The sequence below is a fragment of the Rugamonas brunnea genome (genome assembly GCF_014042345.1).
Taxonomy (GTDB): domain Bacteria; phylum Pseudomonadota; class Gammaproteobacteria; order Burkholderiales; family Burkholderiaceae_D; genus Rugamonas; species Rugamonas brunnea.
This window is the reverse complement of record NZ_JACEZT010000012.1, coordinates 43,898-68,944: the sequence shown is the minus strand read 5'-3', so window position 1 is coordinate 68,944 and position 25,047 is coordinate 43,898. Positions and strand designations below refer to the sequence as shown.

The following is a 25,047-nucleotide window of genomic DNA, read 5'->3' as shown; positions in this document are numbered from 1 at the left end:
ACCGGCCCCGCCATGGCGACGGTGGAACGGCGCGCGTCACGCATGGCCGGCCTCGGAGGTGAGCATCAGCGGGTCGATGCCGAGCAGGCGCATGGCCGCCGTGTAGCGTTCCTCGATGGGCAGGTCGAACAGGATGTGGGCGTCCGCGCCCACGGTCAGCCAGCCGTTGCGGCTGATCTCCTCCTCCAGCTGGCCGGGGCTCCAGCCCGCGTAGCCGATCGACACCAGCATGCGCTGCGGGCCGGTGCCGGCCGCCACCGCCTCCAGCACGTCGATCGAGGTGGTGAACGCCACCTCGTCCGTCACCGTCAGCGACGACGAATAGCGCGCGCCGGGCGTGTGCAGCACGAAGCCGCGGTCGTCCTGCACCGGGCCGCCGAACATGATCGGTTCATCGATGTGGGCGCCGGGGCTGTCTTCGAGCTTGAGGTCGATGCGGTCGAACAACACCTGCATCGTCATGTCGGTGGGCTTGTTGATGACCACGCCCAGCACGCCGTTCTCGTTGTGCTCGCACACGTAGACGACGGTGCCGCCGAACACGGGGTCTTCCATGGACGGCATTGCAATAAGGAAATGATTCGCCAGGTTCAGTGCGGCGCTGGCGCCGGCCTGGGCCAGCGGATCGGTCGATGCTTGTGTCATGCCGGGCAAAGCCAGAGTCTTGCCAATTTTGCTTTTCATACGCGGTGCTCTCTCTGCTGGGCTGCTTGCTGATCATTCAACGCGGTGTTTTGCTGGTATTTTTGCTGTAAGATTCGCACGGATAGCGCATTTGCCTGCTAAGTGTCAGATAGCGATAGTTTACACTGAATTGCCGCCGCGGCCATGCCCGGCCGCTTTCCCCGCATGGCGATCGCATGCAGTCCCTTGATTTCAAAGGGCTAGTCCGCTCTTACGCCGGGCCGGCGCCGCCCGACAGGTCGGTCGGATTCAGTTTTTCCACCATCCGCACCAGCGCCGGCAGCGAAGCCGCCGCCATTTTCTGCATGATATGGTGGCGATGGACCTTGATGGTCTGCTCGGAGATCCCCAACTCGGCCGCGATCTGTTTGTTGAGCATGCCTCTGACCGTCAGGACGATCACCTCGCGCTCGCGTTCCGTGAGGGTATCATAACGGCGCCGGATTGCCGTCAGTTCCGCGCGCCGGTGCAGCGCCGTCGCATCGCGCGCATGCGCGTGCGCGATGGCGTCGAGCAAATCCTGGTCGCGGAACGGCTTCGGCAGGAATTCGATGGCCCCGGCCTTCATGGCACCCACACTCATGGCGATGTCGCCGTGGCCGGTGATGAAAATGATGGGGATGGCATCGCCGGCCTTGCTCAGCTCGCGCTGCAAGTCGAGCCCGCTCAGGCCGGGCATGCGCACATCGAGCACCAGGCAGGCCGGCGCGTCGTGACGTGCGTGATGGAGGAATTCCTGGGCCGACGCGAACACCTCGACGCGCAGGCCGACTGAACGGATCAGGCTGCACAGCGCGCCGCGCACGGACAGGTCGTCGTCGACGACGTAGACGATGGGTGCCTGGTCGGTCATGGCCGTTCCTCCCTGGCCACCGGCAAGGTGAACCAGAACGTCACGCCGGGGCCGTCATTGGGCACGCACCACAAGCGGCCGCCATGCGCCTCGACGATCGAGCGGCTGATGCTCAGCCCCATGCCCATGCCGGTCGGCTTGGTGGTGTGGAAGGCGTCAAAAATCGTGCTCACGTGCAACGCGTCGAGCCCGGGGCCGACATCGCGCACGGCCACGGCGATCGCGTCCGGACTGTAACGCTGGGCCCGGACGGCGACGGTGCGCGGCCGCCCCGTCACCTGCGTCAGCGCTTCGACCGCGTTCATCAGCAGGTTCAGTATCACCTGCTGCAACTGGACGCGGTCGACCGCCACCGCCGGCAGATCCGGCGCTACCTCGGTCGTCAAGGCGATGTCGAGACTGCCGGCCTCGCCCTGGATCAGGCCGACGACGTCGGCGATGACGTCGCCGATGTGCGCCTCGGCGCGCACCGGCTCGCAGCGCCGGATGAAGCCACGGATGCGCGCGATCACGCCGCTGGCCCGGTTGGCGTCGCGGATCACATGCTGGAGCGCGTCGTTCGCCTCCTTGACGTTCGGCGGCTGCGCGGCCAGCCAGCGCAAGGACGCGTGGCCATTGGTGACGATGGCGGCCAGCGGCTGGTTGACCTCATGCGCGATGGAGGCGGCCAGCTCGCCCATGGTGGTGACGCGCGCGACCCGCGCCAGCTCCACCTGGGTCTGCGCCAGCGTTTCCTCGGCACGCTTGCGCTCGGTGATGTCCTCGACGATGCCGACCAGCATGGGCGCCATGGCGTCGCTGCCCGGGACCGGCGACACGCTGGCGCTCGCCCACAAGGTCTTGCCGTCCTTGCGCCGGTAGCATTTTTGCAAGTGGTATTCGCGCACGGCGCCGGACACCAGTTGCCCGATATGGGAACGGGTGGTGTCGCGGTCGCTCTCGCCCGTGATCTCCATCAGCGAGATGCCGCGGATCTCGTCGGCCGCGTAGCCGAGCATGCGCTGGTAGGCTGGATTGGCTTCGATGATGATGCCGTCCATGTCGGTCAGCACGATGCCGACCGCCGAGTTCTCATACACGGCGCGCCAGCGGCTTTCCGACTTGCGCAAGGCCTCGTGGCTCGCCTGCAGCTCCTGGCGGCCGGCGATGAATTGCGCGGTCAATTGCGCGAGGTCCGCGTTCTGGCTGGCCAGTTCCTTTTGCAACGCCTCCCGCGCGCGCTTCATGGTCACCAGATTGCGCACGCGGATGCGCAGCTCGGGCGCGGAAAACGGCTTGGTGACATAGTCCTGCACAAGTTCGGACAGCAGCTTGAGCCTGAGCTCCTCGTTCGCCATGGCCGACAGGACCAGCACCGGCACGTTGGCCAAGGTCGGCTGCAGGCGCATCGCGTCCACCAGCAGGTCGCCACCGAGCTTGGGCATCATCAAATCCATGACGACCAGGTCCGGCGGCTCGGCCAACGCCCGCGCCAGCGCCTCCGCGCCATCGGCCACCGGCACCACGCGATAGAGGCCACCCAGCACTTCGGCGATAAAGCGCCGCATTTCCGGGTTGTCCTCGGCGACCAGGACCAGCGGCCTGTCCAACGGCGCGCCGCGCTCCTCGACCTCGGGTTCGATGCCCTGCAATTCCTTGACCGCGTTTTCGATGCCGACATCGTCGTGCACGGCCGGCGCGCCGATGCGGCGCACATAAGCGCCTTCGGGCGCCGACAGCGGCATCTCGACCTGGAACAGCGCGCCGCCGCCCGGCGCCTGCGAGACGGCGATGGTCCCGCCGTGCAATTCGACAAACTCCTTTGCAATCGCCAGGCCCAGCCCCGTGCCGCCAAAGTCGCGCGTCGTGCCGCCCTGCCCCTGGCGGAAACGTTCGAAAATCTTGGCCCGCATGTCCGCCGTCACACCGGGGCCGCTGTCCTGGATGCTGAGCAGCAGCCGCCCCGTGCCGGCCAGCGCCAGCGAACACCGGATCCGGCCCCCGTCGGGCGTGAACTTGAAGGCGTTGGACAGCAGATTGAGCACGACACGGTCGAATTTCTCCGCATCGGCATCGGCCAGCAGGGCATCAGGCGTGCTGACCACAAAGGACAGCGCGCGCTGCGGGGCCAGCGCATCGAAGTGGGCGGCCACCTGGCGCACGGCCTGCGCGAGGTCGACCCGCGCGTAGCGCAGCGCCGCCTTGCCGGCGTCGAATTTCGCCAGGTCCAGCAGATCGTTGACATGCTTGGTCAGCGTCGAGGCGTTGCGCTGGATGACCCCAAGGTCGCGCTTCTGCAGCGCGGTGAGGTTGTCCGCCGAGGCGAGGATGGCGGCCAGCGGGCCGAGGATCAGCGTCAGCGGCGTGCGCAGCTCATGGCTGACGTTGGCGAAGAAATCGATCCGCTCCTGGTTCAGTTGACGGATCTGTTCGAGCAAGCGCTGCAGCTCCTCGTTCTTGCGCGCGATCTCCGCCTCGGCGCGCTTCTTTTCGGTGATGTTGCGCCCTTCCGGCAGCAGGAACACCACCTTGCCGTGCCTGTCCCTGATGGGACGCAGCGAATAATCGACGATGATGGTTTTCTCGCCTGCCGCCTGGCCGTAGATTTCGACGTCGCAGCGCACGAATTCTCCGGCGGCGGCACGCCGGATCATGTCGCGCTGCATCGCCTGCGATTCCATGGAGGTGGCCCACCAGTGCGCCGTCCAGAACGGCTTGCCCAGGATGTCCTCGAGCCGCACGCCCGCCCCCTCCAATGCCGCGCGGTTGATCTCCAGCGTGATACCGTTGACATCGAGCAAGCCGACAAACTGGTACATCTCGTCGAGCACCACGCGCGCCAGCTTCTCGCGGTGTTGCAAGAAATCATCATCCGCATGCATCGTCACCTCGCCCACCGCGATCGTCGGTGTGTCTTTGAACAATTGGTCGTTGGCTATCGGCATGCGCATGCTCCTGCGGGAATCCACGTCTGGGCGCCGTCATCGGAGCGGCGACAGGGCACCATCCCGGGATGGCGCCCTGCCTATCATACGACTTTCCCGGGAGACATTCCGTGCCGCGTGGTTCACTCAGAAGCGGCGGGTATAGGCGACGGTGACATTGTTTTGCGCATGGGTGGTCACGATGGGAACGGCGGTGGTGGGCAGCCCCGCCGTGCTCGTCGATTGCTCGCATGCGTGCGAATACGCGACATGCACGGCGTCCTGCGGCGTGAAGTCGTAGGACGCGCCGGCCGACACGTGCTTGCGCGGCGTGGCCGGGATGACGGCGAACAGCAACGCCGGCTGCAACGCCGCGGACGCCACGCGCGCGCCAGCGCGCAGCGTCCAGTCGCCGCTGCGCCAAGCCGCGCCCAGCGCCAGCACGGTCTGGTCGCGGTAATCCTGCGGCAGCAGGATGTTCAAGGTGCCGCCGCCGTCGGCGACAAAGCCGACATCGAAGTTGCGCATGACGTCTTTCCAGAACACGCGCGACAGGTCAGCCGTCACCATCAAGCCGTCGTCGATGCGCTGGCTCACGCCCACGGTCAACGACGCCGGCATCTGGAAATCGCGGATCGTGAGCTTGCCCGTCAACGGCACCTTGCCGGCCACGCGGTCCAGCGCCGTCAAGGTGGCGTTGCCGTCCAGATCGGATAGCTTGCTCTTGAAGGCATAGGAGCCGCCCAGCGTGGTGGCCGCCGACAGCTTGTAGACCATGCCGAGTTTGGCGCCGACGCCCCAGGCATCGATGCCGCTGGCGATGGGCTGGTTCTTGGTCAGGCTGAAATGCGCGGCATCCAGCGCCGGCAAGCTGCCGAGCACCGGCAACAGGCTACCGTTGACGCGGCCGCCGCCGATGAGGGCGCCGACCTGGTCGGCGCCGAGCAGCAGGTTGAGGTTCAGGCCCGCCCACATGGCATCGACGCTGCCGCCGACGCTGAGCTTGTCGTCGACGTCATAGCTGGCGGCGAAGGGAATGTTCAGCACCAGCAGCCGGCTGGAATTTTCCAGCTGCGAATTGGCGCCCGAGGTCGTCTTCGACAGGAAACTGGCATTGCCGTACTCCGTGCCCAGCCCGCCCTGGGCGAACGCGCCCACGCCCAGCGTCCACGCGCCCGCGCGGCGCGTGTAGGCCAGCTCCGGTGCGGCGTACGGCCCCCGGTTGCTGCCGTGCGTGTCAGACGAGGCCGTCTCCCCGGTGGCGCCGTTGCGCACCGTGATATCGGTCGTGACGACATCGAGGCCGAGATGCAACTGCGCACCCGGCGCCATCAGCGACAAGGTGGCCGGGTTGCTCATCATGCCGGCCGCGCCCACGTCGTAGGCGCTCGCCGTGCCGCCCATGGCGCGCGACACCGGGCCGAAACCTTCGATCCGGAATACGTCGGTGGCGCCGGCGCCGGTGCCGATTGCCGCCAGCGCGCACGCCGCGGCGATTTGCTTCAACTGAATGTGTCCCATCGTTCTCTTTCTTCTGGAGTTGGCTACTATGTTCTTTTAGAAAAAACGGTCGAAATGGATCTGTTCGAACGGCACGCGGTGATCGACCATCAGCATCGATTGCAGCGCCTGCGTCATCGGCGGCGGTCCGGCGAAATAGAATTCGCAGTCCGCCATGCGCTCCGCCAGCACCTGCTTGACGCGTTCGTGCACGAAGCCCGTTGCGCCGGTCCACGGCGTGGCCGCGCCGGCCGGTTGCGACACCACTGGATGGAAGTGGATGCCAGTGCCAAAACCGGGCAAGTCGCGCAGGAACGCCTCGCCGCACACGTCCTGCGGTGTGCGCGCGCCGTAGAAGAAATGCAGCTGCCGCTGCTGTTCACCCAACATGCCCGCCTGCACCGCGCCGCGCGCGATCGACACCATCGGCGCCAGACCCGATCCACCGGCCACGCAGACGATGTCGCGCGCCGACTGCGTGCGCAAGCCGGCCAGCCCGTACGGACCGTCGATGACCACGGCGTCACCGGGCCGGAGGTGGTTGAACAACTGGTCGGTGCCCTTGCCGCCGGCCACGCGGCGGATCTGGAAATGCCACTCGCCTTCCGGATTGGCGGTGTTGGACATGGAGTAGGCGCGCGCCGACCCCACGCCCGGCAGGTACAACAGGGCGTACTGCCCGGCCTGGAATTCGGCCGGCCCCGGCGCCGCGAAACGGAACTCGGTGATGTCGTGCGTGAGCGCGCGCGACCCGATCAGGCTGGCGCTGCGCCGTTCAGGCCGGATCTGCGGCCGGCACTCGGGCGAGGAGCGTACCTTGAGCTGCAGCGGCCCTGTGGCACGGCACTGGCACGCCAGCAGCAATTTTTTGCGGCGGTCGCGCTCGCTCAAGCCGGGCGCCTCCGGCCACAGCTGCTCGACCTCGCCGTCGAGCAGTTCGAACTTGCAGCTGCCGCAACCGCCAGAGCTGCACTCGTAGGGAAAGCCGACGCCGGCCCGCAGCGCGGCCTGGAGCACGGTGTCCCCGTCGTCCTGCTGGAAAGGCGCGTCCTCTCCGATCCGTATTTGATGCTGTGTCATATCTGCTTCCTTGCGAACGGGGCGAGCGACCTCCCGGACGCGCGCGGCGCCCGGCAGATCGTGCCGCCAACGGCGGCGTTGTTACAGACCGAGCGAGCGGCGGAAATCGCGCGTCGCCTGCTTGACGGCGGCGGCGGCATCGGGCACGTCGGGCAGCATGGCGCAATAGGCCTCGATCGCCCGGTCGGCCAGCGTCTCCCACTTGGCGATCCAGCCGCGCATGACCTCCTCGTTGCCCGGCTGTTCCAGCGCCATCCTGGCCAGCGCGCCGGCAAAGCGGCGGTGGCGCGCGACGTCAATCGCTTGCGCATCGGTCAGCAGGCCCAGCAGCATGTCGCCGTTGTGGCGCGCCGATTCGCCGAGCTTGCGCAGCACCGCTTCCTCGATGGCCGGCTTGGCCACCAGGTCGAGCGCGACGAAGGCCTCGGCCCAATCCCAGGTCACCAGCACCTTTTCCATCAGTTCGCGGAAGCCCTGCCAGGCGGGATCGGTCTCCCAGTAGGTACGCTCGTCGCGGCCGAGGCCCTTGTCGCCGAAGGTCATCGACAGTTCCTTGGTGCGGTAGGCGGTATGGCTGAGCCAGCGGAAGGCATCGGCCATCTGGAAGTAGTGGCAGCTGGTGATGGTGCTGGCGGGCGCGACCTGGCCGACGTAGGCCGACGCCATCTGCACCGTGTGGAACAGGTAGCGTGCCGGCGCGTACAAACGGGCCAGCGTGCCGGCCCAGCCCGGCGCCAGGGTCTGGTCGTGCTCGCGCGCGTTGAACTGGTCGAGCAGGCCGGTGACGTAGTTCTCCTGGCCGTCCTGCATCATGGTGTAGGTGCGGTACACCACTTCATCGGGATCGCGGAAGGCGTTCCAGTCCGGATGCTTGAGCGGGCTGCCCAGATTGTTCTTCTTGTACCAGCGGTTCATGAACATCTCGGGGTCGAGTTCCCAGGGGGCGTTCGCGTCGCGGTCGTTGAAGTGCAGGTTGACCGAGACGATCTCGTATTCGCTCGGCTTGCGGCGGCGCGCCGCCAGGTGGCTCCAGGTCTTCAACGGCTTGAGCACTTGGGCTTGTTCTTGTGACATGATTTGTCTCCTTGATTTGATGGGTTGCGCGGACGCCGCGTCAGAGCTGCTTGACCAGGTAGAAGCGGATCAGGTCCGGCTGCGTTTCGACACGGCCGGCGAACGAGCTCAGGCCGATTTCCAGGTCGGGCATCTTGAACGGACGGCCCAGCGCGCGCTCCAGCGTTTCGCGCCGCAGCACCATTTCGTTGTCGGTTTCGATGCGCACGTAGGCGCGCTTGTCGTCGATGCGGATTTCCTTGCCGGGGTTGTCTTCCCGCGCGGCCTCGGCCACTGCGTCGGCCAGCTCGCCGGCCCGCATGACGGGGCCAACCCAGTTGTTCAGGTGGGCTTTCGAAATTTCGTTGCTGCTCATGTCTGTCTCCTTGCTTGTTATAGGTTTGGGCTGCGTAAGAAGACTCAGCTGTGGGCGAACAAGGGTTCGATACCCTCGGTTTTCACGAAAATATCGTTGCCTTCGATCTTCACCGGGTACTGCGCCAGCGCGCAGTCCGACGGGTTGACACCCTTGCCGGAGCAGGCGTCGAACTGCCACAGATGGGCCCGGCAAATGACCGTCTTGCCGTCGAATTTCCCTTCCACCAGCGGGATGTCCTGGTGCGGGCAGATGCCCTGGAAGGCACGGATCTCGCCGCCCTCCGGCGAGACGATGAGCACTTCCTGGCCGTCGACGTCGAACGACGCCATCTCTCCCTCCCACAAGTCATCGAGGGTGCAGACTTTCTTGAATGTCATAACGCTAATTCCTTTTGCTGAATCGCCCCGGCCTGCGCCGGCGGGCGGTGATACGGTTACCGCTGTTCGGGTTCCCAGATGATCTCGATGCATTCGGTCGGCTTGAAGCCGGCCTCGGCGACCTTCATCGCGCGCGGCAGGAATTCCGCCGCGCCCTGCTTGCGCACGCGCAGGATGTGGCCGGGCCGGGCCTTCACGCGCCGGCCGACCGAGTGGTAGGCGGCGGCGGCGCTCACTTCGTCCATGGTGTTGTCGGTGTCGACCGGCAGCAGCTGCAAGACGAAGTCGCCTTCGAAATTGGATGTCAGGGGAAATAAAGCCATGGTGTCCTCGCTCTGTGTTCTGATTGCGCCGGCGGCATGGGCGGCCGCCGGCAAATTGGGTGCGGCTTAGCCGGCCTTCTTGCGCAATTGCTTGTAGATTTCCACCCATTGATAGCCATGCGCATCGTCGCCGCACTCGCCCGGCGCCAGACTCATGTAGGCCAGCGCGCCGTTCAGGTCCATCGGCTGTATCTGGCCGGCCAGGAAGCGGTCAACCAGGCTCATGTGGCCGGCATAGCGCTCCGGCTCCTGCTCGAAGCACCAGCGGTCGACTTCGGAACTGAAGTGGTACAGGCGGCCCTTGTATTCGAGCGGATAGTCGCGGACGTCCCAGGCCTTGCCCGGCGTGTAGTTGATCGGCAGGTTGCTCATGTTGCAGATCATCGGCAGCGTCTCGGGATAGGTCTTGGCCATGTCGCCATCGACGAGGTTGTCGATGATCACGTCCCAGCACTGGCCCCAGCTGTCGTTCCAGCCCGGATACTTCTGCTCCAGCCAGTCGCGCTCGGCCGGCGTGACGCCGGCCGCCGGGTTCCACCACACGGTCGGGCGCCAGTACCACACGCCCAGGTGCATGCCGTGGTGCTGGGTGTCGAGGTCGGCCAGGAATTTGTCCCAGTACCATGGCTTTTCGAGGCCGAGGTCGGTGATCGCGCGCTCGAACTGCGACACGATCCACTCCTGCATGAATTCCTTGAACGATTGCTTGCGGTGTTCGAGCGGCGTGTAGTAATCCATCATCGGGCCGGTCAGCACCGAGAACAGTTTCCACGCGCGCCAGAACGACACGTCCACGCGCTTTTGCGCCTCGGCCTTCTTGCCGTTCTCGATCAGGATCTGCAGCAGCGGGCCGCCGATCTGCGCGTGGCGCGACTCGTCGGTCTGGATGCTCGAAATCAGGCTGGCGAAGGTGTGGTCACCGGCTTCGGCGGCATCGGCGGCCAGGCCGAGGAATTGCATGTTGGTGAAGCCAGTTTCGAAGGCGAAGGTCAGCATGATGCCGACGCTGATCGCGTCGCGCGTCATCATGATGTCGTCGAAGAAATGGCGCGAAGCGATCATGCCCCACTCGTTGGTGTCGTAGGCCTTGAACGCCCAGTCGAACTGGCGGTCCTTGCACACGTGCTCGTGCGGGAAGTAGAGCTGGATCTGGCCGTGGCGGATCTCGTCCATGCAGCCGAGCGTGGCCATGTTGCGCATACCCGGCGCCTTGGAGAAGCGCATCATGCGCGCCTCGGCGGTGGCCGCCGCGTACTCGCCGCGCGCGATGGCGCCGTAGTGCGCCTTCATCACGGAGAGCCAGCCCGGATCGGACTTTTCGAAAATCTCGCTGCGCTCGAGCGCAGCCTTGACCGAATACGCGCCGGCGTCCTTCTCGCGCTGGACTTTCACGTACTCCGAATAGGTTTGCTTGTACGGCTCGTCGTAGCTTTCCCATTTCTCGATCGGGATGCCGAAATCTCCGCTCAACTCCGGCGGGAACAGCTCCTCCTCCGTGACGTAGGTGGGCGACCAGTTGGTTGTCCTGGCAAGGTCGTACCAGTCCATCCGATTCAATACAGCCATCTTCTGTCTCCTTGTTATAGCGGGCCGGCGGCCCGGTCCGCATCCGTCGCTCACGTTGCGTTCGCGTACGAATGTTGATGGAGAAAGGGTAGATGACACGTGCCGGGACGGTCTATTGGACTTTGGTTTAGCGCGGTACACCGGCGGGCAAACGGGGGGACGACAGCGATTGTTACACCGGCCTCGCGGCGCGAAGGGTGGCGCTATAATTCCACCGCCTCCTTGCCACCTACATGCCGATGCCGACGACTCCCGCCCTGGTCTGGTTCCGCCGCGATCTCCGCAGCTTTGACCACGCCGCCCTGCACCACGCACTGCACGCGCATGGCGCCGTACATTGTGTTTTTGTCTACGACTCCACCATCCTCGACGCCCTGCCGCGCAGTGACCGCCGCGTCGATTTCATCCACGCCAGCGTGGCCGAGCTGGCGGCCGGGCTGGAACAACTGGGCGGCCACCTGACGGCGCTGCGTGGCGACCCGGCCGTGGTGATTCCGCAACTGGCGGCAGAACTGGGCGCCGCCGACGTCTATTGCAACCACGATTACGAGCCGCAGGCCATCGCCCGCGACGCCACCGTGGCCGCCACGCTGGCGCGCGCCGGACGCCGCCTGCACAGCTTCAAGGACCAGGTGATCTTCGAACGCGACGAAGTGCTGTCGCAGGCCGGCACCCCGTTCTCCGTCTACACGCCGTACAAGAACGCCTGGCTCAAGCGGCTGCGCGAGGAACCGGGCGCACTGGCGCCCTACCCGGTGGAGGCACTGGCGGCGCGGCTGGCGCCGGGCGCCTCCCGTTTGCCGTCGCTGGCCGAGCTCGGTTTCACGCCCAGCAACCTGGCCACGCTGGCCATCCCCACCGGCATGAGCGGGGCGGCGCGGCTGTTCGACGACTTCCTGCCACGGCTAGCCAACTACGGCGCGGCGCGCGATTTCCCGGCCATCAAGGGGCCGTCGTATTTGTCGCTGCACCTGCGCTTTGGCACGCTGTCGATCCGCCACCTGGTGCGCACGGTGTGCGAGCTGATGGCGCGCGGCGCCGGTGGCGAAGGCGCCGCCGTGTGGCTGGCGGAACTGATCTGGCGCGAGTTCTACGCCATGATCCTGTACCAGCATCCGCATGTGACGACGCGGTCGTTCAAGCCGGCCTATGACGCCATCGTGTGGGAAACGGGAGCGGAGGCCGATGCCGCCTTCGAGGCCTGGTGCGCGGGACGCACCGGCTATCCGCTGGTGGACGCGGCCATGGCGCAGCTGAACCAGACCGGCTACATGCACAACCGCCTGCGCATGGTGACGGCCTGCTTCCTGATCAAGGACCTGGGCATAGACTGGCGCCGCGGCGAAGCCTACTTCGCGCTGCACCTGAACGACTTCGACCTGGCGTCCAACAACGGCGGCTGGCAGTGGGCTTCCTCGTCCGGCTGCGATGCGCAGCCCTACTTCCGCATCTTCAATCCGGTCACGCAATCGGAGAAATTCGATCCGGCCGGGCGCTTCATCCGGCGCTACCTGCCGCAGCTCGATGCGCTCACCGACAAGGAGATCCACGCCCCGTGGCTGCTGCCGCCCATGCTGCTGGCGCAGAAAGGCATCACGCTCGGGCGCGACTACCCGGCGCCGCTGGTGCGCCACGACGCGGCGCGCGAACGCACGCTGGCGCGCTATGCCGTCGTGAAAACACCGGCCTGAAACAAAAAGGGCAGACTCCCCGTCCTGGCGCGAGGGTCTGCCCCTGGATCGAATGCCGCGTCAGCCTTGCAACAGGCCGGCGATGGCGTCCAGCAGCACCGGCTCCTGGAACGGTTTGCCGAAGTAAGCGTTCACGCCCAGTTGCAAGGCGTAGTTGCGATGCTTGTCTGCGCTGCGCGAGGTGATCATGATGATGGGGACAGCGCGGGTGCGCTCGTCGCCGCGCACGTTGCGGGTGAGGTCGAAGCCGTCCATGCGCGGCATCTCGATATCGACCAGCATCAGGTCCGGCACCTGGCCTTGCAGTTGTTCCAGCGCGTCCACGCCATCCTTGGCCAGCATGACGTGGTAGCCTTCACGCTCCAGCAAGCGCTGGGTCACGCGGCGCACCGTCATCGAATCGTCCACCACCATGATGACTTTTCCCGGCGCCGGTCCCACGGCGGCGCCGGCGGCCGGCGTGGCGTGGCGCGCGCGCGCCTCCGGCTGGTGCGCCAGATGCTGCGCCAGCGCCACCGGGTTGAGGATCAACACGATCTCACCGGAACCGAGCACCGTGGCGCCCGCAATGCCGGCCATGCGCGACAACTGCGGCCCGATGTTCTTGATCACCACCTCGCGGTTGCCCAGCACTTCATCGACCTGCACGGCCAGCCGTTCGTTGCCGTTCTTGAGCAGCATCACGGGACTGGAGCGCAGCACGGCCGGACGGCCCGCCGCTTCGCCCAGTAATTCGGGCAGATAGTGCAGCGCGGCCTGCTGGCCCAGCATCGTCACATGGCCATGGCGATACGCTTCGGCCAGCGGTCCTTCCTTCATCTGCAAGACCTGCTCGACCAGGATGGACGGCATGGCGTAGGTCCGCCCGCCCGCGCCCAGCAGCACCACCTGGGTCACGGCCAGCGTCAATGGCAGGCGAATCGTGAAGCGGGCGCCTTTGCCACGCTCGCTCACCGTGTCGACCCGGCCACCCAGCGCCTGGGCTTCGGAACGCACGATGTCCATGCCCACGCCGCGCCCTGCCAGTTCGGTCAGCGCATCGGCCGTGGAGAAGCCCGGCTCGAAGATCAGTTCCATGGCCTGGGCGTCGCTCACCTCCTCGTCCGCACCCAGCAGGCCGTTGCTGCGGGCCTTGGCGCGGATGCGCGCCAAATCCAGCCCGGCGCCGTCGTCGGAGAAGGCGATCACGACTTCATTGCCTTCCTGCGTCACCTGCACCAGCAGTTCGCCGGTCTCGTTCTTGCCCGCCTCCGCGCGGACGGTGCGCGGCTCGATGCCGTGCGCGATGGCGTTGCGCAGCAAATGTTCGAACGGCGCGGCCATGCGCTCCAGCACGCTGCGGTCGATCTCCACCGTGCCGCCCCGGATGTCGAGGTTGACGCGCTTGTCCACTTCCTTGGCGCTCTGGCGCGCCACCCGGAACAGGCGCTCGGAAATGCTGGCAAACGGCACCATGCGCACCCGCATCAGGTCGCGCTGCAGGTCGCGCGTCTGGCGTGCCTGCTGGCTCAGATCGTCGCCGGCGTTGTCCACGCTGCGGGTCAGGGTATCGTGGAACGAGGCCACGTCGTTGACGCTTTCGGCCATCATGCGCGTCAGTTCCTGCAGCCGCGTGAAGCGGTCAAATTCCAGCGGATCGAATTCGCGCTCGCTGGAGATCGACATGCGCGAGGCGATCTGCGATTCGGCCTGCATCTCCACCTCGCGCAACTGGCGCCGCAGGCGGGTGAGGTTCTCCGAAAACTCGAACAGCGAGGAACGCAGCGTGGCCACCTCGTTCTCCAGCTTGGAGCGCGAGATCGACACTTCGCCCGCCTGGTTGACCAGCCGGTCCAGGATGTCGGCGCGCACCCGCACCAGCGGCGACTTGGCGGCCTGCGCTTCCTCGTCGGCGCCAGCGGCAGGTGCGGCAGGTGCGGTAGTTGCGGCGGGCAAGGCGGGCGCCTGCGATGAGGCAGCACCCGTTGCGGATGTCGGCGCCGCCGGCGCCGTGGCCGTCTCGTTCACTGCGCTAGGTTGGGCCGGGGCCGGCGCAGCCGCCACGGCCGCTGCTTCCTGCCACGCGGCCGGATTTTGCAACTGCTCGAACAGCAGCAGCGCGTGGTCGTAGTGCGCCAGCAGTTCCTCGAACGCATGGGGTGAGGCCGAACCGGCATGCACCATGTTTTCGATGTGGGTTTCGATCTCGTGCGCGTGCTGGCCCAGGCGCATGGCGCCGGCCATACGCGCGCTGCCTTTCACCGTGTGCAGTACGCGCAGCAGGTTCTTGGCGTGGCTGGTATCGGCCGGCGCATGCTGCCAGGCGCGCAGCGACTGACCCACTTGCGGCAGCAAATCGGCGCCCTCCTCCAGGAACACGGGCAGCAGATCGGGGTCCAGCTCGTCGTGGAACACGGCCGGCGCGGCGGCCAGCAGTTCCGGCTCGGCCGGCGCCAGCGCGATCACGTCCGCCTCCGACTCCGGCTCAGGTTCGTGTTCAGGCTGCGCCGCTTCGGCCCGCTGCGCTCCCTGCTCTGCTTCCTGCTCTGCTTCCTGCTCTGCTTCGTGTACTGCTTCCTGGGCGGCTTCGTGCGCTGCTTCATGCGCCGGCGCATCCGGTGGTGCGGACGACAGCAATTCCGCTTGCGCTTCGGCCTGTGCCTCCATCGCCAATTCAGCCGCTTCCGCCTCGGCAGCGACAGCAGCCAGCGCTTCGGGCGCCAGCGCCAGTTCGTCCTCGCGCGGCATGGCCGACGCGGTGGGCGATGGTTCCGGCTCCGGCTCGCCCAGTTGGGGCGGCGCCATCTGCGTCAGCGGCGGTTCGGCAAACGTGTCGTCGAAGGCGGCGTTGAACATGTCGTCGATGTCGTCGGCTTGCGCCTCATACTTCTTGCGCTTGGGCGGGGACGCCTCGGCCACTTCGGGTATGGTGCCGCTCAGGCCATCGTAGGCGTCGCGGAACAACTGGTCCAGCGGCGGTTCCTGCGCGGGCTTCGTCCCTGGTGCCTGCCCGGCTTCCGGCTCCGCTGCTTGTCCCGCTTCGTGCGTCGGCTCGGCCGTATGGCCTGGACCACCGGCCCTGGCCGGCGCCGTGACGGCGATGTTATCCAGCGTTTCGGCCAGCAGCGTGTCCAACCGGGCCTCGATGGCGTCACTGGCGGCAGGCGGCGTGGCGGCCAGCACTTCGCGCAAATCATGCAGCGCCGCGATCAGTTCCGGCTGTGCGGGCGGCATGTCGCCTTGCGCGAAGCTTTGCAGCATCTGGCGGATGCGTTCGATCGTGAAGTCCAGCAGGTCGTGCTGCACCTGATCCAGGTGGGCAGCCGGCGGTTGCAGCGATTGCAGCGTCATTTCCAGCGCATGGGCCAGCTCGCGCAGGACGGTGAAGCCCACCGTGCCCGAGGTGCCCGTCAGCGTGTGCGCCGCGTGCAGCGCGTCCGGCGAGACGGGGCGGCGCGGCTCGTGGCGCCACTCGCCGAAGTCGCGCGCCAGCAAGCGCACCAACTCGTCCGTCTCGGCCAGGTAGATGTTGTACAGCGGCAGCGGGATATCGAGCCCGCCGATATGCTTGATGTTGTCGTCCGGCGGCACCAGCGGCGCGGCGATGGTGGGGAATTCGATTACATTGCCGGAGACGGACGGACGGCGTGGCGCGGCAGCGGCCTCGCTGGCCCGCTTCGCTTCCTCCTCCGCTGCGGCCGCCGTCGCAGCCGCCGCCTCATGGGCTTCCGCCTCGGCCAAGGCTGCGGCTTTGATGGCCGCTTCGGCCGCCGCGTCAGCCGCTTGCGCTGCCGCGGCTTCCGCAGCTTCTGCCGCTTTTGCCGCTTCCGCCGCCTCTGCTTCTGCTTCTGCTGCCCCTGCTGCTTCTGTTCCTTCTGCCGGCTTTGCCGTTTCAGCCGCATGGGCCCCACGCACCGCATCTGCATGCGCTGCTTCGTCATGCGCTGCCTCGTCATGCGCTGGCGACGGGGTGCTGGTAGTCACGGGGGCCATCGCAGCCGTATCGTCGGCCAGATCCGCCGCCTCGATCTCCTCTGCCAGACCGGCAGCTTCCGCGACGGACGCAAATTCCAGCGCCTCCATCGAGTCGTCCGCGCGCGCGACAGGGGCCTGCACTGGCTCCGGTTCCGGCTCGGACTCGCCGCCCTCGCGCAAGCGGTCGGCCGCAGCGATCAAAGCTTCGCCACCACCGGCTGGCATGGCGCCGCCGGCCAACTGGTCGACCCACGCACCCAGTTCGCGCGCGGCACGCTCCAGCAGGGCAAACAAGGATTCGCTGGCCGGGCGCAACTCCGCCAGCCAGACATTCATCACCTTCTCGATGCTGTGCGCCGCGTCGGCGAAGCGATTCAGCCCCACCATGCGGCCACTGCCCTTGAGCGTGTGGAAGCAGCGCCGCAGCATGGTCAGGTTGTCCAGCGTGCCCGCGTCGGCGCGCGGCAGCGCCAGCGTGGTGCCCACGAACTGCAGCACTTCCTGCGCTTCGGCGATGAAAATCTCCAGCAGTTCCGCTTCCACCGCAGCCTCGCTCGGCGGCGGCGCCTCGGCCACCGGCAACGGCGGTGGAGCCGGGGGTGGCATCTCCTCGTCAAGCACGGGAATCGATTCGGCCGCCGCCATCTTGCGGAACGGGACGGCGCGGAAGGCGCCATGCTCGGCGTCGAATGTGAAACGTTCGCGCGCGCCGGCCGGATTCTGGGCCAGCATGTCGACGAAGAAGCCCAGCGCGCCCACGTTCTGCGCGATGTCGTCCAGCGCCTTCGGTTCCTGGGCCGGATCGCCCGTGCCCTCGGCCAGCGCGGCGATCGCGTGCTGCACGTGGCCGGCCGCCTCCATCGCATCGTCCTGGTCGAGGATGGACAGGGCGCCGTGCAACTGGTGCATCACCCCCACCAGTTCCTTGAGCGTGGCACGCTTCGATGGGTCGACGTAGTAATCGTCGAGCACCTTTTCCACCTGGCGCAGGCCGGTCTTCATTTCCATCGCCAGCGCCACCACGGTGTCGTCCTGCTGCATCTGGCGCGCCAGGCCGTCCTGCCACTGGGCCGGCGCGGGCGGTACCTGGCCCGCCACCAGCGCCTGCAGGCGCGCCGCGATGGTGTCGGCGTGGGCCGCGAAGTCACCCGTCAGGTGGCGGATCTGTTGCAAGCCGTGTTCAGCGAACAGCAGCGCCGTGGTCATCTCCAGCGCCAGTTCTTCGCTGCGCCCGGCCGTGACGGCCTTGGCGGCCACGTCGGCCAACTGGCGCAGCAGCACCCCGAGCGCGGGCAGGTTCAGGGCCTGGCACTCGCCGGCCGCCTGCGTCAGCGCGCGCGCGAACGCGGCGTCCAGCGCCGGATCGAGTTCCGCGCTGGCCAGCCGGTCCCAGCACCCCTTGGCTTGCGCCATGGCGGTCTTGGCCCGCTCCAGCGCGGCCGCGTCGATCTGGCCGTAGCGCGGCGTTTCGTAATCGGGCGGCACCAGGCCGTCGAGCATGAAGATGCGGCGCAGGCGAAGCGCCAGCGGCGGCGCGGTCGCCGCGTCCTGCGCGGCGATGAAGAACAGCGCGTCGCGCAGCATCGCTTCCGGCTGCGCCGCCTCGCCCTGGCTCAGGCGCCGGATCTGCTGGTTGATCAGGCCGAACAACTGCTTGACCGGCACGCCGCCGGCCAGCAGGCCATCGGCTACCAGCTCCGCGAAACTTTGCATGGCCAGCCAGAACGCGCGCGCCCGCGCATCGTGCTGGGCATCGGCCACCAGCGCCACCGTGTCGCGCAGGGCGGCCGCGTGCTCGCGCTGGGCCGCCGGGTCGGCGCTTTTCATGTAGGCCAGCAGCGCCTTCTCGTAGCGCTGGCGCCAGGCCGGATAGTCGGCCGGCGGCACGCTGGCCGCCAGCGGCATGGCCGGCTGGTGCGACAGATCGGGGAAGAACAAATCGGCCGGATGGATGCGCTCGGCGCCCACCATGCGCAGCAGGTCGCGGTAGTACGGATACAGCCGCAGCGGCTGCGACGGCGCCCCTTCCAGCAACTCCTCCAAGTATTCCACCAGCGCCTGGTACAGCCGCGCCACCGCCTCCACGTGGTCGGCGCTGCATTTGAGGCTGCCGTCCTTGAAGCGCTCCAGCACCACCTCGGCCAGCGCCGTCAGGCGCGCCACACCGTCCACGTCCACCATCTGCAGCGCGCCGTGCGCCTGGTGCAGGTGGGATTTGGCGTGCTGCAGCTGGATCGCCTGGTCTTCCGCCTCGCGTCCGCCGGCCTCGAACAGGGCGGTGCGGGAACGGGCCAGCGCCTCGCGGATTTCCACCATGACCCAGGACAGGGGGCCGGTATCCAGTTGCGCGGTCGCCGGGTGCGGAAAATCAGTCATGCTCATATTGCATAGGCCTTTCTGGGGTGCGCGCTGGCGTCAGTGGGAGATGCGGAAGCGCGACACCGAATTTTTCAGTTCCTGCGCCAGCACCGACAGCTTGTGAATCGATTGCGCCGTCTGCTGGGTGCCGTCCTGGGTCTGTTCCGTCACGGCCAGGATGTGCTGGATGTTCTGCGCCACGCCGGCGGCCGACGTGGCCTGCTGGCCGGTGGCCTGGGAAATCTCGGAAATCAGTTCAGCCAGCCGGTTCGACACCTGCGAGATGTCGTTCAGCGCGGCGCCGGCCGCGTCGGACAGGCGCGCGCCCTCCACCACGCCCTGGGTCGACTTCTCCATTGCCGCCACGGCGTCGTGGGTGTCGGTCTGAATGGTGCGCACCAGCGCGCCGATCTGCTTGGCCGCTTCGGCCGAGCGTTCGGCCAGCCGCTGCACCTCCTCGGCCACCACTGAGAAGCCGCGCCCGGCCTCGCCGGCCGACGCGGCCTGGATGGCCGCGTTCAGCGCCAGCACGTTGGTCTGCTCCGTGATGTCCGAGATCAGCTCCGTGATCTCGCCGATCTCCTGCGACGATTCGCCCAGCCGCTTGATGCGCTTGGACGTTTCCTGGATCTGCTCGCGGATCTCGTGCATCCCCTTGATGGCGTTTTCCACGGCCGTCGAACCCTGGCGGGCCGCCGCCACCGACTGGCGCGCCACGTCGGCCGATTCGCTGGCCGAACGGGACACGTCGGTGATCTCGTGCGCCATCTTCACGACGGTGGCGCTGGCGTCCTGGATCTCGCGCGACTGCTGCTGCGATGCCAGCAGCAGGTCGCTGGAAATGGTCTGGGCGTGGGTGGAAGCGCGCGTGACCTGTTCGGCGGTGGTGGTGACGCGCCCCACCAGCCCGCGCAGCTCCTCCACCGTGTAGTTGACGGAGTCCGCGATGGCGCCCGTGATGTCTTCCGACACGGTGGCCTGCACCGTCAGGTCGCCGTCCGCCACTTCCTGCAGCTCGTTCATCAGGCGCAAAATGGCGGCCTGGTTCTGGTCGTTCATGGCCTTGGCCTCTTCCTCCTTGCGCTGCGCCTGCTGGCGCATGGCTTCCGCCTCCTGGCGCCGGCGGTCGGCGCCACGGGTGCGGTTATAGGAATCCTGCAGCAGCACGCGGCCGATGGCGGCCGCCGCCACCAGCGTGAACACGCCGCCGGCCACCATCAACCAGAACGTCAGGTCCAGCGCGTCCTGGTCGCCACGGTAGGCTTGCTGCAGCACGATCAGGCGCTGGCGCAGGCCTTCGTTGTCGTTGAAAATCAGCTGTTCGGCGCTCTTGGCGGCCGTGAACTTGTCGAGCCGGTCCAGGATGGAGCTGACCAGCTTCTGGAACTGATTGAACTGGGTTTGCAGGGCGGTCAGCTGGTCGCGCAATTCCGGTTCGCGCGCGGCCGGCAGGCCCAGCGCGGCGCTGCCGTTCAGGAAGCTATCCAGCGTGTTGCGGAACACGGTGCTGTCGCGCCCCAGCTGGAACGCCGTCTCCGAGCTGATGCCGCCGGCCGTCATGAACTCACTGACGCCACGGCTCATGCGCTGGCTCAGCATGGTCAGCTTGCCGATGGCGGCCAGCTCCCTGGCACTGCCGCCGTGCTGCACCTTGAAGCTGGAAATCTCCTCGGCCTTGGCCAGCAGTTCCGGCGCCATGGCGTTGATGGTGTGCAGGGTCTGGTCCACGCCGTTCAGGTCAGCCTTCATCTGCAGGATGGTGGCGGCCGCCTTGTCCGACGCGGCCCACTGCTTGCGCGCGGCCGCCACCAGCGGCGCCAGGCCGGAACGGGTGGCGCCGATGTCGCGCCCCTGGTAGTTGCCGCCGTCCAGCATCAGCGTGAAATCGCGATTGAGCTCGTTGCGGCTCTGGTCCAGCTGGCGGAACGCCTCGGCGCTGCCCTGCACGGCATTGGGCGCGGCTTTGCCGATACGCTGCGAGTGCATCAGCGCGTCGCTGGCCACCTGGGTGCGGGTGGAGCGGCTGGCGCTGTTGATGGTGTTGAGTGTCACGAACAGCACACTGACGGCCAGGCTGACGGCCAGCGTGGTGGTCAGGATGCTGAGCTGGCGCTGCGGCGGCAAATGGCCGATCAAGGGCAGCTTGAAGGTGCGGACGGCGTCGGCCGGCGCCGCAGCGGCGCCAGTACCGGTCGCAGCGCCCGCGCCGCGGCGACGCAGCGCGTCGCGCAGGCGCAGCGGCGCGCCCGCGTCGGGCTCCGGCGCGGGGCTGCCGCCCACGCCAAGGAACTGCGAATCGCCGGCGTCGGCAAATTCCGAGTTGGGCGCCTGGTCCTTGCCTGCGGTGGCCTTGTTGCGCGCGAAGATACCCATGTTGAATCCCATACCGCCGTCTCCTGATGACCGAAGTGTGCTGCCTGTGGTGATGGTGCTGCCCGCTGCCGCTACCGCTACAACCCGACTTGCAGGAAGCGCGGGTCGCGCACCAGCTGGGCCAGGTCGATGCGGGTCCAGCCTTGTCCCTCGCCGTCCTGGAATTGCTGGCCGCACCAGGGTGGTGCGCCGTCCGGCGGCGCGGCCGGCGTCATGTCGTCCAGCTTGCGCAAGCCCAGCACACGCTCCACCAGCAGCGCGCAGTTGAAGCCCAGCGCCGGCGCGAAGGTGACCATGCGGCTGTCGCCGCCGGCGGCCACGGCGCCCTGGCCACGGAAGCAGGCCAGGTCGATGATGCCCGTCAGGCCGCCACGGATGCTGGCCAGGCCCAGGTACCAGGGCTGGGCCAGCGGCACCGGGGTGACCGGCTGCAGCGGCGCGATCTCGCTGACCTGGGTCAGGTCCAGCAGGCAGCGCTGGCCGCCCAGCAGCACGCCCAGTTCGCGCCCGCCGGCGGCCACGCCGCTCTTGGCCGCCTGCATGCGTTCGAGCAGCTGCACCTGGTACTGGCGCAGCCGGCTGCGCCGCTCGGCGCCGCCTTCAAGGCTTTCCTGTTCCTGGCCCGGGCGCGCCATGTCAGCCCAGCGCCGCGATCTGGGCCAGCAGTTCGGCCGCGTCCACCGGCTTGACCAGGTAGGCCTTGGCGCCCTGGCGCATGCCCCAGATGCGGTCGGTCTCCTGGTTCTTGCTGGAGCAGATGATGACCGGCACGTCCTTCAGCTCGGGATCGCGCGCGATCGCGCGCGTGACCTGGAAGCCGTTCGCGCCCGGCATCACCACATCCATCAGGATCAGTTGCGGCTTGTCGGCCTTGATCCGGGCCAGCGCGTCCTCGCCGTTGTCGGCGGTGGAGACGGAAAAGCCGTTCTTGACCAGGATGTCGGTCAGGTAGTAACGCTCGGTGGGCGAGTCGTCGACGATCAAAATGCGTTGTATGGCCATGCTTCCCCCTGCTGCTTGCTAGGTGTTCGATGGGACAGCCGGCGCGCCGCCGGTGTGCTCGCGCACGGCGCTCAGCAGGCTGTCCTTGGTAAATGGTTTGGTCAGATAGGCGGCCGAGCCGACCATGGCGCCGCGCGCGCGGTCGAACAGGCCGTCCTTGGACGACAGCATGAGCACCGGCGTGGTGTGGAATTTGGCGCTCTTCTTGATCAGCGCGCAGGTCTGGTAGCCGTCCAGGCGCGGCATCAGGATGTCGCAGAAAATCAGGGCCGGGTGGTGGTCGTTGATCTTGGCCAGCGCGTCAAAGCCATCCTCGGCCAGCACCACCTGGTAGCCGGCCTGGGTCAGGAAGATCTCGGCGGAGCGGCGTATCGTGCTGCTGTCGTCGATCACCATGATAGTCAATGCGGTAGCTTGCGGCGTCGTCATAGTCGGTTCGCTGAAAAGTTGCTACACGATAACACAGAGCGGCGCGCTGTGGCACACTGCCGGCGCGCCACGGCGCCACCGCCGGCCAATTAGAGTAAGCAGTCTACAACGCCACCATCTCGAAATCGTCCTTGCGGGCGCCGCATTCGGGGCAAGTCCAGTTCATCGGCACGTCGGCCCAGCGGGTGCCGGGCGCGATGCCTTCTTCCGGCAATCCGGCCGCTTCATCATAAACCCAACCGCAAATGAGGCACATCCAGGTCTGGAACTCCTGCGTTGTTTCATTGCTACTCACGTTCTCTCATCCTTCAATCTAGTAAAATGTTGAATCAGGTATCTTAATCCACCCGTCGTGCAAAACCAAACTTCTCCCCTGATATTGAGCTTCGGCGCCTGCGACCCGGTGGGCGCCATGGGCGTCCAGGCCGACCTGGCCACTTTTTCCGCGCTGTCCTGCACCGGCCTGCCCGTCACCACCGCGTTGCTGATCGGCGACAGCGCCCGCATCGAAGACGTGCAGGAAGTGGACCCGGACTGGGTCTGCGACCAAGCCCGCGTGCTGCTCGAAGACATGACGATGGCCGCCTTCAAGGTGGGCGCGCTGACCAACGTCGAGCAGGTGGCGGCCATCGCCGAGATCCTGTCGGACTACCCGGACGCGCCGCTGATCCTCGACCCGTTCAGCGCCCGCCTGCCGGCCCAGGGCGACGACGCCCAGGACGAGCTGCTGACCGTGCTGCGCCAACTGCTGGTGCCGCAGGCCTCGCTGCTGATGCTGTCGCAGGTGGAGCTGGGCCGGCTGGCCGAGACCTGGCGCGACGGCGAGGACGGCACACTGGCCGCCGACATCGACTACCTGCTGGCCCTGGGCTGCGAGTACGTGCTGGTGACGGGCACCGCCGCCACCGAAGGCCAGGCCGACGGCCACTACGCCAACACCCTGTACGGCGCCGACGGGCGCGTCAGCCACGACAGCTGGCAGCACCTGGCCGGCCCCTTCATCGGCGCCGGCAGCACGCTGTCGGCCGCCATCGCGGCCCACATGGCGCGCGGCGCGGACGCGGCGCAGGCCGTGCAACTGGCGCAGCGCTACACGCAGGCGGCGCTGGCGCACGCCCAGCGCTACGGCATGGGCAAGCTGATACCGAACCGATTCTTCGGCCTGAGCGCGGCCCCTTCCGCGCCCGGCCCCAACCTCACCCTGGACTGATAGAGCCATGACCATCTCGAACAACGACAAGCTGTTTGCCCGCGCCCAGAAAACCACGCCCGGCGGCGTCAACTCGCCGGTGCGCGCATTCCGCTCGGTGGGCGGCACGCCGCGCTTCATCACGCGCGCCGAAGGCCCCTACTTCTGGGACGCCGACGACAAGCGCTACATCGACTACATCGGCTCCTGGGGCCCGGCCATCGTCGGCCACGCCCACCCGGAGGTGGTGCAGGCCGTGCAACAGGCGGCTGCGCGCGGCCTGTCGTTCGGCGCGCCGACCGAAGCGGAAATCGACATGGCCGAGGAAATCTGCAAGCTGGTGCCCTCGATCGAACAGGTGCGGCTGGTATCGTCCGGCACCGAAGCGACCATGAGCGCGCTGCGCCTGGCGCGCGGCGCCACGGGCCGCGACAAGATCGTCAAATTCGAAGGCTGCTACCACGGCCACGCCGACTCGCTGCTGGTGAAGGCCGGCAGCGGCCTGCTCACCTTCGGCAACCCCACCTCGGCCGGTGTGCCGGAGGACTTCGTCAAGCACACGCTGGTGCTCGACTATAACAACGTCGAACAACTGGAGAACGCGTTCGCGGAAATGGGCGACCAGATCGCGTGCGTGATCGTCGAGCCGGTGGCCGGCAACATGAACCTGATCCAGGCCAGCCCCGCCTTCCTGCAAGCCATGCGCGCGCTGTGCACCAAGCATGGCGCGATCCTGATCTTCGACGAAGTGATGTGCGGCTTCCGCGTGGCCCTGGGCGGCGCCCAGCACGTGTACGGCATCAAGCCCGACCTGACGGCGCTGGGCAAGGTGATCGGCGGCGGCCTGCCGGTGGCGGCCTTCGGCGGCAGCGCGGCACTGATGAGCAAGATGGCCCCGCTGGGCGCCGTCTACCAGGCCGGCACGCTGTCGGGCAACCCGGTGGCCGTGGCGGCCGGCATGACCACGCTCAAGCTGATCCAGCAGCCGGGCTTCTACGAGCAGTTGAGCGCGGCCGCCAAGCGCCTGGCCGACGGCCTGACGGCAGCGGCGCGCGAGGCCGGCGTCACCTTCTGCGCCGACGCCATCGGCGGCATGTTCGGCCTGTACTTCAGCGCCACGCCGCCGCGCAACTACGCCGAAATGATGGCGGGCGACCGCGAGCGCTTCAACGTGTTCTTCCACGCCATGCTGGACGAAGGCGTGTACTTCGCGCCGGCCGCGTTCGAAGCGGGCTTCGTATCGGCCCAGCACAGCGACGCCGTGATCGACGAGACCATCGCCGCCGCGCGCCGCGTGTTCGCCAAGCTGGCCGCCTGAGGCCGGAGCCCCGGC

The 25,047-nt window shown here is 67.3% G+C and carries 19 protein-coding genes; 3 read left to right on the top strand and 16 right to left on the bottom strand.

Going from position 1 to position 25,047, the window contains the following annotated elements; translation table 11 throughout:
• Nucleotides 1–36: 36 nt before the first annotated feature.
• From H3H37_RS17810 to H3H37_RS17765, 10 genes are all read right to left on the bottom strand, one after another.
• Nucleotides 37–645 (bottom strand): YqgE/AlgH family protein, encoded by a 609-nt coding sequence (locus H3H37_RS17810; RefSeq protein WP_229218904.1) that lies wholly within the window; start codon nt 643–645, stop codon nt 37–39.
• A 250-nt stretch (nt 646–895) separates the two neighbouring features.
• Nucleotides 896–1,537, bottom strand: a complete 642-nt coding sequence (locus tag H3H37_RS17805; protein WP_182164942.1) for a response regulator transcription factor — start codon at nt 1,535–1,537, stop codon at nt 896–898.
• Nucleotides 1,534–4,461, bottom strand: coding sequence for an ATP-binding protein (locus H3H37_RS17800; RefSeq protein WP_182164940.1), 2,928 nt, complete (start codon nt 4,459–4,461; stop codon nt 1,534–1,536). The genes H3H37_RS17805 and H3H37_RS17800 overlap by 4 nt, the downstream gene beginning before the upstream one ends.
• 126 nt (nt 4,462–4,587) lie before the next feature.
• Nucleotides 4,588–5,946, bottom strand: a complete 1,359-nt coding sequence (locus tag H3H37_RS17795; RefSeq protein WP_229218900.1) for an OmpP1/FadL family transporter — start codon at nt 5,944–5,946, stop codon at nt 4,588–4,590.
• 51 nt (nt 5,947–5,997) lie between these two features.
• Entirely contained in the window at nt 5,998–7,020 is a 1,023-nt protein-coding gene (locus tag H3H37_RS17790; protein ID WP_182164936.1) for a 2Fe-2S iron-sulfur cluster-binding protein, read from the bottom strand.
• An 81-nt stretch (nt 7,021–7,101) separates the two neighbouring features.
• On the bottom strand, nt 7,102–8,094 hold the full coding sequence (locus H3H37_RS17785; protein ID WP_182164934.1) for an aromatic/alkene monooxygenase hydroxylase subunit beta: 993 nt from the start codon (nt 8,092–8,094) through the stop codon (nt 7,102–7,104).
• A 40-nt stretch (nt 8,095–8,134) separates the two neighbouring features.
• The gene (locus tag H3H37_RS17780) at nt 8,135–8,449 is read right to left on the bottom strand and encodes an MmoB/DmpM family protein (protein ID WP_182164932.1); all 315 of its coding nucleotides are present in this window, start codon (nt 8,447–8,449) and stop codon (nt 8,135–8,137) included.
• A gap of 44 nt (nt 8,450–8,493) precedes the next feature.
• Nucleotides 8,494–8,829, bottom strand: coding sequence for a monooxygenase system ferredoxin subunit (locus H3H37_RS17775; protein WP_182164930.1), 336 nt, complete (start codon nt 8,827–8,829; stop codon nt 8,494–8,496).
• Between the two features lie 56 nt (nt 8,830–8,885).
• Nucleotides 8,886–9,152, bottom strand: coding sequence for a toluene-4-monooxygenase system B family protein (locus H3H37_RS17770; protein ID WP_182164928.1), 267 nt, complete (start codon nt 9,150–9,152; stop codon nt 8,886–8,888).
• A 66-nt stretch (nt 9,153–9,218) separates the two neighbouring features.
• Entirely contained in the window at nt 9,219–10,718 is a 1,500-nt protein-coding gene (locus H3H37_RS17765; RefSeq protein WP_182164926.1) for an aromatic/alkene/methane monooxygenase hydroxylase/oxygenase subunit alpha, read from the bottom strand.
• A gap of 239 nt (nt 10,719–10,957) precedes the next feature.
• Here H3H37_RS17765 and H3H37_RS17760 point away from each other — a divergent pair, with 239 nt between their 5' ends.
• Nucleotides 10,958–12,409, top strand: a complete 1,452-nt coding sequence (locus H3H37_RS17760; protein WP_375540014.1) for a cryptochrome/photolyase family protein — start codon at nt 10,958–10,960, stop codon at nt 12,407–12,409.
• Nucleotides 12,410–12,469: 60 nt separating this feature from the next.
• Here the strand turns inward: H3H37_RS17760 and H3H37_RS17755 are convergent, their stop codons facing one another.
• The 6 genes from H3H37_RS17755 to H3H37_RS17730 form a co-directional block, all read right to left on the bottom strand.
• Nucleotides 12,470–18,745, bottom strand: a complete 6,276-nt coding sequence (locus tag H3H37_RS17755) for an Hpt domain-containing protein (RefSeq protein ID WP_375540013.1) — start codon at nt 18,743–18,745, stop codon at nt 12,470–12,472.
• Between the two features lie 33 nt (nt 18,746–18,778).
• On the bottom strand, nt 18,779–21,106 hold the full coding sequence (locus H3H37_RS17750) for a methyl-accepting chemotaxis protein (protein WP_182164922.1): 2,328 nt from the start codon (nt 21,104–21,106) through the stop codon (nt 18,779–18,781).
• Between the two features lie 65 nt (nt 21,107–21,171).
• On the bottom strand, nt 21,172–21,729 hold the full coding sequence (locus tag H3H37_RS17745; protein WP_182164921.1) for a chemotaxis protein CheW: 558 nt from the start codon (nt 21,727–21,729) through the stop codon (nt 21,172–21,174).
• Between the two features lies 1 nt (nt 21,730).
• Nucleotides 21,731–22,096, bottom strand: coding sequence for a response regulator transcription factor (locus tag H3H37_RS17740; RefSeq protein ID WP_182164919.1), 366 nt, complete (start codon nt 22,094–22,096; stop codon nt 21,731–21,733).
• An 18-nt stretch (nt 22,097–22,114) separates the two neighbouring features.
• A complete protein-coding gene (locus H3H37_RS17735; RefSeq protein ID WP_182164917.1) occupies nt 22,115–22,525 on the bottom strand; it encodes a response regulator in 411 nt (136 codons plus the stop codon).
• Nucleotides 22,526–22,628: 103 nt separating this feature from the next.
• The gene (locus H3H37_RS17730) at nt 22,629–22,781 is read right to left on the bottom strand and encodes a rubredoxin (protein WP_182165123.1); all 153 of its coding nucleotides are present in this window, start codon (nt 22,779–22,781) and stop codon (nt 22,629–22,631) included.
• A 96-nt stretch (nt 22,782–22,877) separates the two neighbouring features.
• Between H3H37_RS17730 and thiD the strand changes: the two genes are divergently transcribed.
• Together thiD and hemL are read left to right on the top strand one after the other, a co-directional pair.
• The gene (gene thiD / locus H3H37_RS17725) at nt 22,878–23,735 is read left to right on the top strand and encodes a bifunctional hydroxymethylpyrimidine kinase/phosphomethylpyrimidine kinase (protein WP_182164915.1); all 858 of its coding nucleotides are present in this window, start codon (nt 22,878–22,880) and stop codon (nt 23,733–23,735) included.
• Between the two features lie 7 nt (nt 23,736–23,742).
• Nucleotides 23,743–25,032, top strand: a complete 1,290-nt coding sequence (gene hemL, locus H3H37_RS17720; RefSeq protein WP_182164913.1) for a glutamate-1-semialdehyde 2,1-aminomutase — start codon at nt 23,743–23,745, stop codon at nt 25,030–25,032.
• Nucleotides 25,033–25,047 lie beyond the last annotated feature (15 nt).

Excerpts from the sequence above, each read along its gene's own strand:
- H3H37_RS17765 (WP_182164926.1), bottom strand. The coding sequence starts at position 10,718 with ATGGCTGTATTGAATCGGATGGACTGGTACGACCTTGCCAGGACAACC.
- hemL (WP_182164913.1), top strand. The coding sequence starts at position 23,743 with ATGACCATCTCGAACAACGACAAGCTGTTTGCCCGCGCCCAGAAAACC.
- H3H37_RS17800 (WP_182164940.1), bottom strand. The coding sequence starts at position 4,461 with ATGCCGATAGCCAACGACCAATTGTTCAAAGACACACCGACGATCGCG.
- H3H37_RS17750 (WP_182164922.1), bottom strand. The coding sequence starts at position 21,106 with ATGGGATTCAACATGGGTATCTTCGCGCGCAACAAGGCCACCGCAGGC.
- H3H37_RS17745 (WP_182164921.1), bottom strand. The coding sequence starts at position 21,729 with ATGGCGCGCCCGGGCCAGGAACAGGAAAGCCTTGAAGGCGGCGCCGAG.
- H3H37_RS17805 (WP_182164942.1), bottom strand. The coding sequence starts at position 1,537 with ATGACCGACCAGGCACCCATCGTCTACGTCGTCGACGACGACCTGTCC.
- H3H37_RS17785 (WP_182164934.1), bottom strand. The coding sequence starts at position 8,094 with ATGTCACAAGAACAAGCCCAAGTGCTCAAGCCGTTGAAGACCTGGAGC.
- H3H37_RS17755 (WP_375540013.1), bottom strand. The coding sequence starts at position 18,745 with ATGAGCATGACTGATTTTCCGCACCCGGCGACCGCGCAACTGGATACC.
- H3H37_RS17790 (WP_182164936.1), bottom strand. The coding sequence starts at position 7,020 with ATGACACAGCATCAAATACGGATCGGAGAGGACGCGCCTTTCCAGCAG.
- H3H37_RS17810 (WP_229218904.1), bottom strand. The coding sequence starts at position 645 with ATGACACAAGCATCGACCGATCCGCTGGCCCAGGCCGGCGCCAGCGCC.
- H3H37_RS17735 (WP_182164917.1), bottom strand. The coding sequence starts at position 22,525 with ATGACGACGCCGCAAGCTACCGCATTGACTATCATGGTGATCGACGAC.
- H3H37_RS17740 (WP_182164919.1), bottom strand. The coding sequence starts at position 22,096 with ATGGCCATACAACGCATTTTGATCGTCGACGACTCGCCCACCGAGCGT.
- H3H37_RS17775 (WP_182164930.1), bottom strand. The coding sequence starts at position 8,829 with ATGACATTCAAGAAAGTCTGCACCCTCGATGACTTGTGGGAGGGAGAG.
- H3H37_RS17760 (WP_375540014.1), top strand. The coding sequence starts at position 10,958 with ATGCCGACGACTCCCGCCCTGGTCTGGTTCCGCCGCGATCTCCGCAGC.
- H3H37_RS17770 (WP_182164928.1), bottom strand. The coding sequence starts at position 9,152 with ATGGCTTTATTTCCCCTGACATCCAATTTCGAAGGCGACTTCGTCTTG.
- H3H37_RS17730 (WP_182165123.1), bottom strand. The coding sequence starts at position 22,781 with ATGTGCCTCATTTGCGGTTGGGTTTATGATGAAGCGGCCGGATTGCCG.
- H3H37_RS17780 (WP_182164932.1), bottom strand. The coding sequence starts at position 8,449 with ATGAGCAGCAACGAAATTTCGAAAGCCCACCTGAACAACTGGGTTGGC.